Origin of the sequence: Chitinophaga sp. sic0106 (assembly GCF_019219075.1) — a bacterium.
In the GTDB taxonomy this organism is placed as follows: domain Bacteria; phylum Bacteroidota; class Bacteroidia; order Chitinophagales; family Chitinophagaceae; genus Chitinophaga.
Window position 1 is genome coordinate 80,563 of the sequence record NZ_JAHUWJ010000004.1, and the last position, 15,581, is coordinate 96,143.

13 protein-coding genes are annotated in these 15,581 nt (G+C 47.6%); 9 read left to right on the forward strand and 4 right to left on the reverse strand.

Going from position 1 to position 15,581, the window contains the following annotated elements:
- Positions 1-20: 20 nt before the first annotated feature.
- Both rocD and KW844_RS07490 read right to left on the reverse strand, forming a co-directional pair.
- The gene (rocD, locus tag KW844_RS07485) at positions 21-1,247 is read right to left on the reverse strand and encodes an ornithine--oxo-acid transaminase (protein ID WP_218376097.1); all 1,227 of its coding nucleotides are present in this window, start codon (positions 1,245-1,247) and stop codon (positions 21-23) included.
- 36 nt (positions 1,248-1,283) lie between these two features.
- Positions 1,284-1,541: an acyl-CoA-binding protein gene (locus KW844_RS07490; RefSeq protein ID WP_218376098.1), complete on the reverse strand. Its 258-nt coding sequence runs from the start codon at positions 1,539-1,541 to the stop codon at positions 1,284-1,286.
- Positions 1,542-1,693: 152 nt separating this feature from the next.
- On the opposite strand from KW844_RS07490, the gene lepA reads away from it, so the two are divergent.
- The 6 genes from lepA to KW844_RS07520 all read left to right on the forward strand — a co-directional run bounded on the left by lepA (position 1,694) and on the right by KW844_RS07520 (position 10,520).
- A complete protein-coding gene (gene lepA / locus KW844_RS07495) occupies positions 1,694-3,493 on the forward strand; it encodes a translation elongation factor 4 (protein ID WP_218376099.1) in 1,800 nt (599 codons plus the stop codon).
- 196 nt (positions 3,494-3,689) lie between these two features.
- Positions 3,690-4,091, forward strand: a complete 402-nt coding sequence (locus KW844_RS07500; protein ID WP_218376100.1) for a DUF5856 family protein — start codon at positions 3,690-3,692, stop codon at positions 4,089-4,091.
- A 390-nt stretch (positions 4,092-4,481) separates the two neighbouring features.
- Positions 4,482-6,704, forward strand: a complete 2,223-nt coding sequence (locus KW844_RS07505; protein ID WP_255578271.1) for a cation-translocating P-type ATPase — start codon at positions 4,482-4,484, stop codon at positions 6,702-6,704.
- A 19-nt stretch (positions 6,705-6,723) separates the two neighbouring features.
- The gene (locus KW844_RS07510; RefSeq protein WP_218376102.1) at positions 6,724-6,933 is read left to right on the forward strand and encodes a heavy-metal-associated domain-containing protein; all 210 of its coding nucleotides are present in this window, start codon (positions 6,724-6,726) and stop codon (positions 6,931-6,933) included.
- Between the two features lie 173 nt (positions 6,934-7,106).
- Complete coding sequence (locus KW844_RS07515) at positions 7,107-9,527, forward strand: AsmA-like C-terminal region-containing protein (RefSeq protein ID WP_218376103.1); 2,421 nt, start codon at positions 7,107-7,109, stop codon at positions 9,525-9,527.
- Between the two features lie 42 nt (positions 9,528-9,569).
- A complete protein-coding gene (locus KW844_RS07520; protein WP_218376104.1) occupies positions 9,570-10,520 on the forward strand; it encodes an NADP-dependent oxidoreductase in 951 nt (316 codons plus the stop codon).
- A gap of 86 nt (positions 10,521-10,606) precedes the next feature.
- Here the strand turns inward: KW844_RS07520 and manA are convergent, their stop codons facing one another.
- On the reverse strand, positions 10,607-11,812 hold the full coding sequence (gene manA, locus KW844_RS07525) for a mannose-6-phosphate isomerase, class I (protein WP_218376105.1): 1,206 nt from the start codon (positions 11,810-11,812) through the stop codon (positions 10,607-10,609).
- Between the two features lie 49 nt (positions 11,813-11,861).
- Between manA and KW844_RS07530 the strand changes: the two genes are divergently transcribed.
- A complete protein-coding gene (locus tag KW844_RS07530; RefSeq protein WP_218376106.1) occupies positions 11,862-12,215 on the forward strand; it encodes a YraN family protein in 354 nt (117 codons plus the stop codon).
- 422 nt (positions 12,216-12,637) lie between these two features.
- Here the strand turns inward: KW844_RS07530 and purB are convergent, their stop codons facing one another.
- Positions 12,638-13,978: an adenylosuccinate lyase gene (purB, locus tag KW844_RS07535; RefSeq protein ID WP_218376107.1), complete on the reverse strand. Its 1,341-nt coding sequence runs from the start codon at positions 13,976-13,978 to the stop codon at positions 12,638-12,640.
- 36 nt (positions 13,979-14,014) lie between these two features.
- Here purB and KW844_RS07540 point away from each other — a divergent pair, with 36 nt between their 5' ends.
- Together KW844_RS07540 and KW844_RS07545 are read left to right on the forward strand one after the other, a co-directional pair.
- Positions 14,015-14,767, forward strand: coding sequence for a menaquinone biosynthetic enzyme MqnA/MqnD family protein (locus tag KW844_RS07540; protein ID WP_218376108.1), 753 nt, complete (start codon positions 14,015-14,017; stop codon positions 14,765-14,767).
- A gap of 61 nt (positions 14,768-14,828) precedes the next feature.
- Entirely contained in the window at positions 14,829-15,488 is a 660-nt protein-coding gene (locus KW844_RS07545; RefSeq protein ID WP_218376109.1) for an NADPH-dependent F420 reductase, read from the forward strand.
- Positions 15,489-15,581 lie beyond the last annotated feature (93 nt).

The following is a 15,581-nucleotide window of genomic DNA, read 5'->3' on the forward strand; positions in this document are numbered from 1 at the left end:
TTCAGCGTACTTAAATCAAATTATGAGCGGTGGAAGGTGGCTTCCAGGCTGCGTTGGATGATGTTCACACAGTCTTTCACCTGTTCTGCGGTGATCAGCAGGGGAGGTGCAAAGCGGATTTTATCGCCATGGGTTGGTTTAGCCAGTAATCCGTTTTCTTTTAGGGAGAGACATAAGTCCCATGCGGCTTCGGGGTCATCGTGTTTCACCACGATTGCATTAAGTAAGCCTTTCCCGCGTACCGTTGTGATATAGGGTGATTGCAGATCCAGCAGGCCTTGACGGAGCAACTGGCCCATGGCAGCTGCGTTTTCAGCCATTTGTTCTGATTTCAGCACTTCCAGGGCAGTAATAGCCACCTTACAAGCCAGCGGGTTACCACCGTAGGTAGAACCATGTTCGCCTGGTTTGATCGTGAGCATGATCTCATCATCGGCTAATACGGCGCTCACCGGCAAAGTGCCACCAGATAAGGCTTTGCCGAGAATCAGGATATCCGGATGTACGTTGTCATGATCACAGGCCAGCATCTTACCGGTACGGGCAAGGCCGGTCTGGATTTCATCAGCAATGAATAGTACATTGGCATCTTTACAGTACTGGTATGCTTTTGCGAGGTAGCCCTCCTCAGGTACTACTACGCCGGCTTCGCCCTGTATGGGCTCCACCATGAAACCTGCTACGTTCTTGTCCTGTAAGGCCTGTTCCAGTGCAGGGAGGTTGTTAAACGGAATGATTTCATAGCCCGGCATATATGGACCGAAATTATTACGTGCGTCCGGATCAGTGCTGAAAGAAATTACGTTCAGCGTACGTCCGTGGAAGTTATGACCGCAAACGATAATTTTTGCCTGGTTGGCAGGAATGCCTTTAACCTGGTAGCCCCAGCGGCGGCAGAGTTTCAGTGCCGTTTCCACTGCTTCCACACCGGTGTTCATGGGCAGTACCTTATCGTATCCGAAGTATTTAGTAATGTATTGTGCGTATTCTCCCAGGAGGTCACTGTGGAACGCGCGGGAGGTAAGCGTCAGCTTTTGCGCCTGCTCTATCAGCGTAGCAATAATGGCAGGGTGACAATGCCCCTGGTTTACTGCGCTGTAGCCGGACAGAAAATCATAGTATCTTTTGCCATCTACATCCCACAGGAAAACCCCCTTGCCGCGATCCAAAACCACTGGCAGCGGGTGATAGTTATGTGCGCCATACTGTTCTTCCAGCTCCAGAAAATGTTGCGTTCTTTCGGTCATTATATTAGTGGGTATCATGATGCAAAATTAATGTAATTATCCTTTTAATCGCTGTACCAGCGCTACATATTCCTTCATGGCATCTTCCCTGGACTTGCCTTTCAGCTCTTCCCAGGCATTGTGCTTGGCTTTCGCTACAAAATCAAACGGATTGGATGGACCCTCGCCGCTCACATCACCTTCTGTAGCCTGTTTGTATAAGGAATACAACTGCAATAGGATTTCGTTCGATGGTTTTTCAGCTAAGGTTTTGCTCTCTGCCACTGCAGTTTCAAATTGTTGTGCGAGTTCCATAATCCTGTTTTTTTTATGAAGAAATAGGTGTTGTTTTACTAAGGTGCTAATAAATTAATCATTCACCAAATAAACCAACTTATTTTAATACCTTTGCGGGCTGAAATGGCCGGTACTGAATCGGATCGGACATTGGACCAGTAAATCATCATATGAAGAATATTCGCAATTTTTGTATCATTGCCCATATTGACCACGGTAAAAGTACCCTGGCTGACCGCTTATTGGAGTTTACCAAAACGATTTCTGACCGCGATATGCAGGCCCAGGTTTTGGACGACATGGACCTGGAACGTGAGAAAGGTATCACCATTAAGAGTCATGCTATCCAAATGACCTATACCGCCAAAAACGGTGAAAAATATACTTTCAACCTGATTGATACTCCCGGACACGTTGACTTCTCCTATGAAGTTTCCCGCGCACTGGCTGCCTGCGAAGGTGCCTTGCTGCTGGTAGATGCTGCCCAGGGTATCCAGGCTCAAACCATATCCAACCTCTACCTGGCCCTGGAAAACGACCTCGAAATCATCCCTGTTATCAACAAAATTGATATGGCGGGCGCTATGATCGAGGAAGTAAAAGACCAGATCATCGAGCTCATCGGTGTGAAAGATGAAGATATCCTCCTGGCATCCGGAAAAAGCGGTATCGGTATCGAGGAAATCCTCGAAGCCATCGTTGCACGTATCCCGGCACCAACCGGCGATCCGGAAGCACCACTGCAGGCGCTTATTTTTGACTCTGTATTCAACTCTTTCCGTGGTATCATTGCCTACTTCCGTATTTACAACGGTACCATCAAGAAAGGCGATAAAATTCAATTTGTTAATACCGGCGAAGAGTATTTTGCAGATGAAGTAGGTATCCTCAAACTGGGCCTCGACCCAAGAAATGAAGTGCATACCGGCGACGTAGGCTACATCATCACCGGTATCAAAAATGCCAAAGAAGTAAAAGTAGGGGATACTATCACACTCGCTGCCAATCCTTGCACAGCTGGGATTAAGGGCTTCCAGGAAGTAAAACCAATGGTATTTGCCGGTATATTCCCGGTAGTAACGGAAGACTTCGAAGAGCTGCGCGATTGTATGGACAAACTGCAGCTGAACGATGCTTCCCTGACCTATGAACTGGAAACTTCCCAGGCCCTCGGCTTCGGTTTCCGTTGCGGATTCCTCGGTATGCTCCACATGGAAATCATCCAGGAACGCCTAGAACGGGAGTTTAACCAAACCGTGATCACCACCGTTCCCAACGTAGGCTTCATTGCGTATGATACCAAGGATACCAACAAAAAGATCATTGTAAACAATCCATCCGAAATGCCTGACCCTACAAAAATGTCGCGCATTGAAGAACCATGGATTCGTGCTCAGATCATCACCAAACCTGACTATATCGGTAACATCATGACCCTCTGCCTGGGTAAACGTGGACTGCTACTCAATCAGAGCTACCTGACCACCACCCGCGTAGAACTCATTTTTGAGTTACCGCTGACAGAAATCGTATTCGATTTCTATGATAAACTGAAAAGCCAGACCCGCGGTTACGCCTCTTTCGACTATACCCCAATCGGGTTCCGCGAAAGCGATATCGTGAAAATGGATATCCTGCTCAACAGCGAAAAAGTGGATGCCCTCAGTGCCCTGATTCACCGCAGCCGCGCCCACGATTTTGGCCGCAAACTCTGTGAAAAACTGAAGGAACTGCTGCCACGTCAGCAATTCCTGATCGCCATCCAGGCCGCTGTAGGTGCTAAAATCGTTGCCCGTGAGAACATCTCCGCCATGCGTAAAGACGTTACAGCCAAGTGTTATGGCGGTGACATCTCCCGTAAACGCAAACTCCTGGAGAAACAAAAAGAAGGTAAAAAACGTATGCGCCAGATCGGAAACGTAGAAGTACCACAGGAAGCCTTCCTGGCCGTACTGAAACTGGATGATTAAGGTGTAATATTCCTACTTCATTATAAAGAATGAGGGTGTTTCTGCTCAATAGAGACACCCTCATTTTTTTTATGCCAGCCTCCGCCAGACAGCGCAGCTGCGCACAAATTAAACTCCACCAATGAACTTTTTACCCCAGACGGTCGTTCCACTATTGTAAGGAAGCTATTCATTAACGGTCAAAATCTTGTTTGTTATGAGTACACACACAGTAAGAGAAGTGAAGAAAACGACGGATGTATCCCTGGAAGAATTCCTGGGTATCATGTTCTCCTTCAACAGTAGCCTGAAACTGATCCACTGGGATATCCAGGGCAAAGGCAGCTATGCCGCGCACATCGCATTGGACCAGGGACACCACGATACGCGGAAAATCCTGGATCGCCTGGTAGAAACCACCATGGCTACCAAGGGAGACATGAACATCATTGTTCCGGAAACCAGGCGCCCGAAAGATTATATCGCCTATATAGAAGGATTTTACATGGTGGTAGATGCAAAACGGGAACTATTCCCGGACCAGTTTACCCAATCAATTATTGATGAATACCAGGAATCCATCAAGCAAATGCTTTACCGGCTTAAACGGTTACAATAACTACTAATTAGGTGTAAAAGAGGGGGGCGCAAAAGTGATTTTTGCCCGAATCCTGATGGAGAGCGTTTTGATCGCTGTCATTCTCAGTGCCACAGATTACTTTTGGAGCACCCCCTCTTAGTCTTATCAAGTGCTTTGCAAAAATGATAGGTTTCAGTACCAGATTTTCTGTCCGCATCCCCTATAAAACCGATCACCGTTTGTACTCTATATAGAAAAATGAAAATATAGCCAATAAAAACAATACCATTGGAGTGCTATATCTTACTACCTCTGCCTCAACTTAAAAAGTCCTTTCCATCTCCCAAGAAATTATGTAAATCATTATAAAAGTTCTGTAACAATTCCGGGACCATGCTGACCGACCTTTGTATTGTTAATTCAAAACATATGCAAGCAACGGATCAGATAATAAAGAAGACATTTCCTATCACAGGCCTCAGCTGCGCCTCCTGTGCAGTGAGTGCAGAATCAATGCTCAGCGCTACGCCCGGCGTCATCCACGTCGGTGTCAACTTCGCTAACGCCAGTGCAACAGTAGAATATGAGCCTCAGCAGGTAACCCTGCAACAGCTGAAATCCGCCGTGCAATCCATCGGCTACGATCTCGTTACCGACGAAAGCCCTGAAGCAGCAGAAGCCCTGGAAGACCTCCATCAGCAACAGTTCCGGACGCTGAAGAAAAAAGCAGTCTGGTCCATTATATTCTCCGTACCACTGGTGATCATCGGTATGTTCTTTATGGACATCCCTTATGGCAACTATATCATGTGGGCGCTCTCCACCCCGGTGGTACTGGTTTTTGGCCGACAGTTCTTCGTTAACGCATGGCGTCAGGCCAAACACCGTAATGCCAACATGGATACCCTGGTGGCACTCAGCACCAGCATCGCCTATATCTTCAGTGTATTCAATACTTTGTACCCTGAATACTGGCATAGCCGCGGACTCCATGCCCACGTCTACTTTGAAGCCGCCGCTGTAGTCATCACCTTCATTCTCCTGGGCCGGCTGCTGGAAGAAAAAGCGAAGTCCAACACTTCCTCTGCCATCAAAAAACTGATAGGCCTCCAGCCTAAAACGGTAACGCTTATACGTAGTAACGACGAAACCATAGAAGTGCCGCTGGCACAGGTGCAGGTGGGAGATCTGCTCCTGGTTAAACCCGGAGAAAAAATTCCGGTAGATGGAATTGTAACCAGTGGCAGCTCTTACATAGATGAAAGCATGATCAGCGGAGAACCGCTGCCAGTGCTGAAAGAAAAAGAAGCGGAAGTCTTTGCCGGTACCATCAACCAGAAAGGCGTGCTGCGTTTTAAAGCTATCAAAGTAGGTGGTGATACCATGCTTGCCCAGATCATTAAACTGGTGCAGGAAGCGCAGGGTAGCAAGGCCCCGGTGCAGCAGCTGGTAGATAAAATCGCAGGTATCTTTGTGCCGGTAGTAACGGGGATTGCCCTGCTTACCATGTTGATTTGGGTGATCTTTGGCGGCGACAACGGCTTCACCCAGGGGCTCCTGGCCATGGTCACCGTACTGGTAATCGCCTGCCCTTGTGCACTCGGACTAGCCACACCAACTGCTATCATGGTTGGGGTAGGGAAGGGAGCCGAAAACGGCCTGCTCATCAAAGACGCCGAAAGCCTGGAACTGGCACATAAAGTAGATGCCATCGTACTCGATAAAACGGGTACTATTACAGAAGGTAAACCTGTGGTAACGGGCATCGAATGGGCCAACACCCAGGCCTCCACACTGGCTGCTGTGCTTTATTCCATGGAACAGCAATCGGAACACCCGCTGGCTTCTGCTGTGGTAAAATACATGAACGCAGAAAAACCGGTACACCTGGATCACTTTGAAAGTAAAACCGGTAAAGGTGTTGAAGCAACCTACAAAGGTCAGCAATACTACATCGGCAGCCGCACCTACATCAACGAACAAAAAGTAACGGTACCGGCTACACTGGAAAGCAAATCCAACGCCTGGCTGGCAGATGCCGCCACCGTTATCTGGTTCGCCAACCAAAAAGAAGCCCTCGCTGTTATAGCTATCGCCGATAAGCTCAAAGATACTTCCGCAGCCGCCGTAGCACAGCTGCAACAAATGGGAGTAGCCGTATACATGCTCACCGGTGATAACGCGCAGACGGCCAAGATCGTAGCCGAAAAAACCGGGATCAAAAACTATAAGGCCGGCGTACTGCCATCTGAAAAAGCAGCCTTCGTAAAAGAACTGCAGCAAAAAGGCCTGACAGTAGCCATGGTAGGAGATGGCATCAACGACAGCCACGCCCTGGCACAGGCAGACGTAAGCATCGCCATGGGACACGGTACTGATATCGCTATGGACGTAGCCAGGATGACTATCATCTCCTCCGACCTGCAGCAATTGCCAAAGGCCATCCGCCTGTCACGCCAAACCGTGAGGCTGATCAGACAAAACCTGTTCTGGGCCTTCATCTATAACCTGATAGGTATACCACTGGCCGCCGGCATACTGTATCCGATCAACGGATTCCAGCTCGATCCCATGATTGCTGGTGCAGCCATGGCACTGAGTTCAGTATCAGTAGTAAGTAACAGTCTTCGCCTCAAATGGAGTAAACTTTAATCAATATAAAAACGTAAATATGGAAACGTACAAATTCAAAACTAATATCAATTGCAGTGGTTGTGTAGCAGCCGTAACACCTCATCTCAATAAAACTGAAAATATCAGCCACTGGGAAGTAGATACAACTGATCCTGCCAAGGTACTGACCGTGAAAGCGGATGATACAGATGCAGCAACCATCGTGGAAATCGTAAAGAAAGCAGGTTTCACGGCAGAGAAAATTTAAAATCCGATTGCTTCATAATACCAGGAGGGAGAAGGTGCGGGCAGCGCTTCTCCCTTCCTTCGTTTAACCAGAACCGATACCCCGGAAAGATTTGGCAGGATTAATGTCTATAATATTGGGTCCGCTTCGAACATCCCGGACTTATATTATGTTTTAATCCTAAAAAACACAGCATGCGTAAATGGCTTCGGCTGACATTAATTATCCTGGGGTCCCTGATTGCATTGATATTTTTACTGTTTCTTGGACTGGCCTTATACATCAGAGCCAATAAAGCGGCCTTCCTGGAGCAGGTGACCGCCCAGATAAATGACAGAATCGATGGTAAAGTCCTTATTGCCGATATGGAACCCAGTTTGCTCCGGAACTTTCCCAATATCTCCCTCGGACTTAAAAAAGTGCAGTTGCAGGACAGCCTGTATGCTGTTCACAAACGTCCGCTCCTGGATGTACAGGAAGTGTATATACGCCTCAATACGTGGTCAATCCTCCGCAAGCGCGTAGATGTGAAGGAAATCATTCTTGAAAACGGCAAGATTTGTTTGTACACCGATACCAGCGGGTATACCAATACCAGCATACTCCAACGGAAATCCACTGCCCCTAAGAAGAAATCAAAAGATGCTGACATTGGCCATCTCCTGTTACAAAATATCACCTTCATTATAGAAAATAAACAAAAGCAGAAACTCTTTGAACTGGATGTCAAACGGCTGTCAGGCAGAATGCAGCACCAGGGTGATAGTCTAAAAATTGCACTGAATATTGCTATGCTCAGCAAGCATTTCGAATTCAATACAGATAAAGGGAGTTACCTGAAGGATAAATTGATGGAGATGCCATTACATCTCTCCTTTAATACAAAAACAAAAATACTCCTGGTGCCGGAACAGCAGATTAAAATTGATCATCAGCCGGTGCTGATAGGTGGTCAGTTTGTATTTGCCCAAAAGCCGCCTGCCTTCTCCCTGAAAATAACCGCTAACCAGGTATTGCTCAAGGAAGCTGCCTCCTGGCTGCCTCCCAATATTTCAGGAAAACTCAATACCATTGGCCTCGAAAAGCCGCTGGATGCTGTGGCTAACCTCGACGGCCATATGAAATACCGGGATACCCCACGGGTAGTGGTGACCTGGAAAACCACCGATAACGAATTGCATACCTCTCTGGGACAATGGACCAGCTGTAGTTTCAGAGGTGATTTCAATAACCAGGTGTTGCCAATAACAGATCATACAGATGCCAATTCCGCCGTGAATATTTTCAACCTTTCCGCTTCCTTTGGTGAAGTGCCGGTAAGGGCGGATACCATTCGGGTCGTGAACCTGAAGCAACCATTACTGCACGGGCACTTTCAGTCGTCGTTTCAATTGGCTAAACTGAACGGGGCAGAGGAACTGCCGCTGGCATTTACCGCAGGTACTGCGGTGGCTGATCTGAACTATTCCGGGCCACTCATGAAGGACGATCCCACGCCATCAGCGTTGCTGGGTGTGGTGCAGGTTACCAATGCTGCATTCAGCTATCAGCCCCGTGCCCTGAACTTTAAAAACTGTAACGCCACCTTGCGGTTTACGGGGCAGGATCTGCTGCTGGAAAACATAAAATTACAGTCGGGCAACAGCAGCCTGTTTATGAACGGGCAAATGAAAAATGTATTGAGCTTCTACTTCACCGCACCGGAAAAAATTGTGCTGGACTGGAATATCAAGAGCCCCTTAGTGGACCTGAATGAATTTAAATCCTATCTGAGCCCAAGGGTGAGTAAGAAGAAGCAGGTGGCGAATCGCAAAGCCAGGCTGAGTCGCGTAGGTGCTCAGCTGGATGAAGTGCTGGCCGCGAGCAACGTGAATATGAATGTGCAGCTGGACAAAACCACCTACAAACATTTCACGGCGCAAAATGTGAAGGCAGTGCTGGCACTAACGGAGTCGGATATACTCTTAAACAATATCGGTCTGCAACTGGCAAGCGGCTCGCTGAATATGAAAGGAAAAGTGCATCAGCAGGGGAATAATAACTTCTTTGATGTGGTGGCAGGACTTACAAACGTGAATATGTCGCAGCTGTTTTATGCCTTCGATAACTTCGGCATGGAGGGGCTGACGTATAAGAACATCAATGGCGTAGCCACTGTACGCACTAATATGAAAGGTAATATTCTTGATAACGGCAGTCTGGCGAATCGTTCGCTGAACGGTTCGATACAGCTGGCTATGAAAAAGGGGGCACTGGTAGATTTTGGGCCGCTGGCGGATATCGGCAATTTTGCATTTAAAAAGCGCCGGTTGGACAGTATTACTTTCGATAACCTCAATAATACCTTCCGGGTGGAAAATGGAAAGATCATCATCCCTCCGATGCGTATTGCCTCCAGTGCCGTCAATATTGATTTGCAGGGTGTATATGGGATTGGCGGAGGTACCAATATCCAGATGCAGATTCCGTTGCGTAACCCCAATAAGGATACTGCCATTACGGATGAAGCTGAAAGGTATCGCCGTAGTCGTAAAGGAATTATCCTGAATCTGCGTGCGGTGGACGGGCCCGACGGTAAAGTAAAAATCAAAATGGGAAAAGGAAATGAGGACTAGCGCCAACAATTAATTATATTTATTGAAACATGTTACAAGACTATGAAAGCTGTTGCAATAGAACAATTTAAAGGTCTGCCCCAGTTGATGGACCTGCCAAAGCCGGCGGTGCGCAAAGGTGCCGTGGTGGTTAAAATGCAGGCTGCAGGCTTGAATCCATTTGACTGGAAAATGATAGACGGCATCCTGGATGGGCAGATGAAGCATCAGTTTCCCATGATCATTGGCGTGGATGGTGCTGGCATCGTGGAAGAAGTAGGTGAAGGGGTGACGCGGTTTAAAAAAGGAGATCAGGTATACGGTCAGTTTATTCACTCGCCGATAGGTGAGGGTAGCTTTGCTGAATATGTGGTGGTGCCGGAAAAGTCCAATATTACTTTGGCGCCCAGGAAGGCAGAGCCAGCGCAGGCGGCAGCCGTTCCTACTTCGGGGATGACTGCACAGCAACTGCTGGAGAAATTACATTTGCATAAAGGCGACTTGTTACTGGTGTATGGCGCCACAGGTGGTGTAGGGTCCTACGCCGTACAGCTGGCAGCCTTGCAGGGGATTAAGGTGATAGCCACTGTTTCTGATGGAGCCGGTGCGCAGCGAATGAAATCCCTGGGTGCTGCAGTAACGATCAATTATGAAGATGCTCCGATTTATGAGCAGGTGAAACAACTATATCCCGATGGTATCCATGGAATAATTGACCTGGTTAGTCAAGCGGCTGGGTTCAGTAAAAACCTGGATCTGCTGAGCCCTGGTGGCAGCGCGTATACTACCGTGTTTGTTGCTGATGAACATGAGATCAGGGATAAAGGCCTGCACGGAGGAAATTTTGAAACGGAAAGTTCACCGGAAGCATTGGATAAATTGGCACAGATTATCGACAGTGGAGAGTTGGTGATTCCGTTGGAAACTAAAATAACTTTGGAAGATGTACCCCAGGCGATTGTAGCTAGTCGCCATGGCAGAGGGAAGGGAAAAACGGTGATATTGATTGGTTAGTTTATACCGCATTTGAGGGCCACCAGGTGGCAGCCTTAAATTGCGACTGCACCGGAGCCTTGGTTCCGGTGCAGTCGCAAAAAAAATTATTTCACCGGAACGGTTGCTTTATACAATTCCGCACTGTTATCAGCAGTGATCTCATATGTTGCCTCAAACGCCACAAATACACATTGTCCTTTCTGCAGGGCAATCGTTTCTGTTCCTTTGATGATCGCGCTGCCACTCATTACTATGAGAATTTCAGGCGCATCCGCGGTATGTTTATAGGTTTGATTTGTTTTTACAGAGATGTGGCTCACCACGAAGTCAGGCGCCGGGGTAGGGTATATCCTTTCAAGGCCATCCGCACTTAATTCACCTGTAAGCACATGGGGATGTACACCTTCAAAACGCGTATGTTTAAGGAGTTCAGGTACATCAATGTGTTTAGGGGTAAGACCACCTCGCAGCACATTATCGGAGTTAGCCATCAGTTCTACGTTCTGTCCTTCGAGGTAGGCGTGGGGGATGCCTGCGTCCTGGAACACTGCCTGTCCGGGATGTACATGCATGATGTTAAAGAAATAGATAGAGAAGATGCCACGGTCCAGTTTATCGGTGCCGGCGGGTTCATTCAATACCGCGCGGGCTGCCCAGAAGGCAGGATCTGATTTTTGCAGTTTTCCTGCTTTATAGAGCGGGATGGCTCTTTCGGTTAATGGACGCAGCAGGATATTTACCATTTGCTGCGGCATTTCCATTACGGTCTTGTATAAACCAAAATATCCTTCTGCTTCGTATATACCTACCAGTGAGGTGAACTCAGGTGTATCCTTTAAAACTTGTTTGAGTTGGGCATCGGGGAGAAAGCCGTGCAGCAGCCAGAATTCGCTGAGTGCCACCATAATTTCAGGTTTATGGTTGGCATCCTTATAATTTCTGTCAGGCGCGTTTAAAGCGATGCCTGCTTCATTTTCACGGGCAAAGCCTTTCTCTGCTTCTGCTTTGGTGGGATGAACCTGGATAGAAAGCATGTCTTTCACGTCCAGGATTTTGAACAGATAAGGCAGCTGGCCGAATTGATTCCAGATCTGCTGACCGGTGGTGGCAGCGGGGTCCTGGGCTATCAGGCTGTTTAGTGCCACTGTACCTTCGTTGGTAGTGATGGCACTTGGAGCGCTTTCATGGGCCCCCATCCAGTATTCCGCACTAGGTTTGTCTGTAGCCGCGATTCCGAGCAGTGCAGGAATATAATCATGTCCGCCCCAGGCATAGTGTTGAACTTTTCCGTCCAGTCTGAATAGTTTCATATCGAGTAACTCGGTTTGTTAAGTTGAGTCGCAAAAATAATAGATATTTATGAACACACGAGGCAAAACCGGTAAACAGGGAGAAGAGCTGGCGCAGGCGTATGTGCGGCAGTATTGCAGTATTCTTGCGGTCAACTGGAAGTCGGGCAGATATGAACTGGATATTATTGCCGAAAAGAACGGGCAGCTATTTTTTATCGAGGTGAAAACAAGGACATCAGATAAATTCGGTTACCCGGAGGAAGCGGTAAATTATAAAAAGGAGCAACACATACGTGCGGCTGCGGTCAGTTATATGGAAGTCCATGACCTGGACCCGGTGGCTATTCGCTTTGATATTATTGCCATTATTTTACATCCGGACGGTAGCCATTCACTTTGCCATCTGAAGGATGTTTGCTGATTTTTGAAATCCTTGCTGGTAAAGCATTTTAGCGTTAACTAACACTTAACAAAAAACACACCTGTAATATTTAGATAATTCGATGTGGGATCATATCTTTGTTAGAGTAATCAAATAGAAATTAACCCTAGTACCTTATTAATACTTGACAAGAGGCAACATTTTAATCGCGTTGTCTACATTGCTTTCGTGAGTCATTGAAGGTCCGCTACAAGCGGGCCTTTTTATTTTGTGCCATTAAGCCTCTGGCTGTGGGCGAAGCCGTGAACAAGGCTTATTAAAAAGGCGGCCGGCAGGGTTGGTGCGGATGTAAAAAACGCATGACGTAAATGGCTGCCTGAGGCCCTCACGGGGCCTAAACAAACAGAGGCCGTATCTTCTTTGATACAGCCTCTGTTTGTTTTTTGGTCAGCACGGAAAAACTATTTCCAGATACCGGTATAATTATGCGGCGTAATTGCTTTCAGCTCTTTTTTCAGGGCAGCGCTGATCTTCAGGCCGTCGATGAATTTATGCATGCTTTGTTTGGTAATGCCGCCACCACCACGTGTCAGCGCTTTCAATGCTTCGTATGGCTGCGGATAGTTTTCTCTGCGCAATACTGTCTGAATGGCTTCTGCTACCACTGCCCAGTTATTTTCCAGGTCGTCATGCAGTTTCGCTTCATTGAGGATGAGTTTGGACAATCCTTTTTCAATGGACTTGGTGGCGAGGATAGTATGGCCGAACGGAACACCGAGGTTACGGAGTACGGTGGAATCTGTCAGATCGCGCTGCAGGCGGGAAATAGGCAGTTTCGCACTCAGGTGCTCAAACACGGCGTTTGCAATACCCAGGTTACCTTCTGCATTTTCGAAATCTATCGGGTTTACTTTGTGCGGCATGGCAGAAGAACCCACTTCATCTTTCTTAATTCTCTGCTTGAAATAGTCCATAGAGATATATGTCCAAATATCGCGGCAGAAATCTATGAGGATAGTATTGATACGTTTCAGGGTATCAAACTGGGCGGAGATGTTGTCGTAATGCTCGATCTGCGTGGTATATTTCATCCTTTGCAGCCCCAGGTTGTTGTTGACGAATTTCTCACCGAATTTTTCCCAGTTGATTTTAGGGAATGCTACGTAATGCGCATTGAAATTACCGGTAGCACCACCAAATTTGGCTGCAAAAGGAATATCACCCAGCAGTTTGATCTGTCCTTCCAGGCGTTCTACGAATACCAGGATTTCTTTGCCGAGAATGGTAGGAGAGGCAGGCTGACCATGTGTACGGGCCAGCATAGGCACTTTCATCCAGTCTTTTGCCATTTTGGTGATTTCAAGCACCAGGTTGGCTAAAGCAGGCATGTATACATGCTCGATGGCATCTTTCCAGAACAGCGGCGTAGCGGTGTTGTTCACATCCTGGGAGGTTAAACCGAAGTGTACCCATTCCAGTTTGTCTTCCAGGCCCAGGTTTTTTAGCTCATTTTTCAGGAAGTATTCAACTGCTTTCACGTCGTGGTTGGTGATCTTCTCCGTATCCTTGATGAGCTGTGCATTCTCAATAGTGAATTCCTGGTAGATCTTACGCAGCGCAGGCACTTTGGCCTTTGGCAGTGTAAATAATTTTTGCTCTGCGAGCGCAATAAAATATTCCACCTCTACCATCACACGGTAACGGATCAACGCAAATTCAGAGAAATAATTGGCCAGCTCGTCCAGTTGCTTGCGATAGCGCCCGTCCAGCGGAGAAATGGCAGTTAATGGTTGTAATTGCATATTTTAGTTACTTTTGCAGCCTCAAAATTACAGAAATTGGAACGGAAAGTAAAAGTAGCGGCAGTAAGTTATTTAAATACTAAGCCTTTATTGTATGGATTCAGGAACCATCCGGTGATGGAAAGGATGGAATTATCGATGGATTACCCGGCTAAGATCGCCCAGCAGCTTGTAGATGGAGAGGTGGACGTTGCGCTGGTACCAGTAGCCATTATACCTAAATTAAAAGAATATCACATCATAGCAGACTATTGTATTGGCGCTGAAGCACCCGTGGCATCTGTGTGCCTCTACAGCGACGTGCCATTACATGATATTAAAAGAATATACCTGGATTATCAGAGTCGCACTTCTGTGGCCCTCCTCAAGGTGCTGGTACGCGAATACTGGAAGCTGGACGTAGAATTTGTAGCTACCTCAGGTGATTATGAGTCCAATATCAAAGGCACTGATGCCGGTCTGGTAATTGGCGACAGGGCCCTGAAACAACGTAAAATATCTCCGTTTATATACGACCTCGCTGAGCACTGGATGCGCTTTACCAGCCTGCCTTTTGTATTTGCAGCCTGGATTGCCAACAAAGAGTTGCCGGCAGATTTTATTGCTGAATTTAATAATGCTACCGGTATCGGTTTACAGAACATCCCGGCAGTAGTGGCGGAGAATCCGTACGACGTGTACGACCTCACCACCTACTATGTGCAAAATATCAGCTATCCGCTCACACCAGCCAAGCGCCAGGGTATGCAGAAGTTCCTGGGCTACCTGCTGGCAGAACAGCAAAGCTAAACCCTTTTTCTTTTAGCCGGATTTGCTTAACTTCATAGTTCACCCAACATCTTTACGGGCTATGAAGATCGGCATACTGGGAAGTGGTCCGGTAGGACTCTCCCTCGGTAAAGGCCTCATTCAAACTGGGCACCATGTGACTGTCGGAACCAGAAATCCGGCCAGGGAAGCCTTGCAGCAATGGGCCAGACAACAGGGAGACAGCGTGGCGATTGGTACCTTTCGCCACGCCGCCGAATTCGGCGAAATAATCCTGATCTGCACCAGCTGGACAGGTACGCAAAAAGCGATCGAAGCAGCAGGTATCTGGAATTTTAAAGCAAAAACAGTAGTGGATGTCACCAATCCCGTGGATGGTAAAGGCCCCGACAAATTTGGCCGCCTGACCCTCATGATTGGCCATAAACATTCTGCCGGCGAACAAATCCAGGCCTGGCTGCCGCCCGATGCCAGTGTAGTAAAAGCCCTCAGCTGTATTGGCCACGAACACATGCTCCAACCCAACTTCGAAGAAGGTACCCCCACCATGTTTATTGCCGGCAACAATCCGGAGGCCAAACAACTGGTTACCGACCTGCTGAAGGAAATGGGATGGAACGATGTAGCCGATGTAGGCCGCATTGAGATGTCCCGCAATATAGAACCACTCTCTGTACTGTGGACCGCCTACGGCTTCCTCAACAACAGCCGTGGACATGCCTTTAAACTCCTTAAAAAATAACGGTACTGCTAGGCTGACCCTTTGGATTTCACGCGGCTGAGCGTGCGAAAAGCCGTGCAGGCGCTCACCTTACAAAGCCTTGTTATAGGAAAA

Bases quoted from the DNA above. Each gene is read 5' to 3' on its own strand.
- KW844_RS07490 (WP_218376098.1), bottom strand. From the start codon at position 1,541: ATGGAACTCGCACAACAATTTGAAACTGCAGTGGCAGAGAGCAAAACC.
- KW844_RS07510 (WP_218376102.1), top strand. From the start codon at position 6,724: ATGGAAACGTACAAATTCAAAACTAATATCAATTGCAGTGGTTGTGTA.
- KW844_RS07515 (WP_218376103.1), top strand. From the start codon at position 7,107: ATGCGTAAATGGCTTCGGCTGACATTAATTATCCTGGGGTCCCTGATT.
- KW844_RS07545 (WP_218376109.1), top strand. From the start codon at position 14,829: ATGAAGATCGGCATACTGGGAAGTGGTCCGGTAGGACTCTCCCTCGGT.
- purB (WP_218376107.1), bottom strand. From the start codon at position 13,978: ATGCAATTACAACCATTAACTGCCATTTCTCCGCTGGACGGGCGCTAT.
- KW844_RS07520 (WP_218376104.1), top strand. From the start codon at position 9,570: ATGAAAGCTGTTGCAATAGAACAATTTAAAGGTCTGCCCCAGTTGATG.
- KW844_RS07530 (WP_218376106.1), top strand. From the start codon at position 11,862: ATGAACACACGAGGCAAAACCGGTAAACAGGGAGAAGAGCTGGCGCAG.
- KW844_RS07505 (WP_255578271.1), top strand. From the start codon at position 4,482: ATGCAAGCAACGGATCAGATAATAAAGAAGACATTTCCTATCACAGGC.
- manA (WP_218376105.1), bottom strand. From the start codon at position 11,812: ATGAAACTATTCAGACTGGACGGAAAAGTTCAACACTATGCCTGGGGC.
- rocD (WP_218376097.1), bottom strand. From the start codon at position 1,247: ATGACCGAAAGAACGCAACATTTTCTGGAGCTGGAAGAACAGTATGGC.
- KW844_RS07500 (WP_218376100.1), top strand. From the start codon at position 3,690: ATGAGTACACACACAGTAAGAGAAGTGAAGAAAACGACGGATGTATCC.
- lepA (WP_218376099.1), top strand. From the start codon at position 1,694: ATGAAGAATATTCGCAATTTTTGTATCATTGCCCATATTGACCACGGT.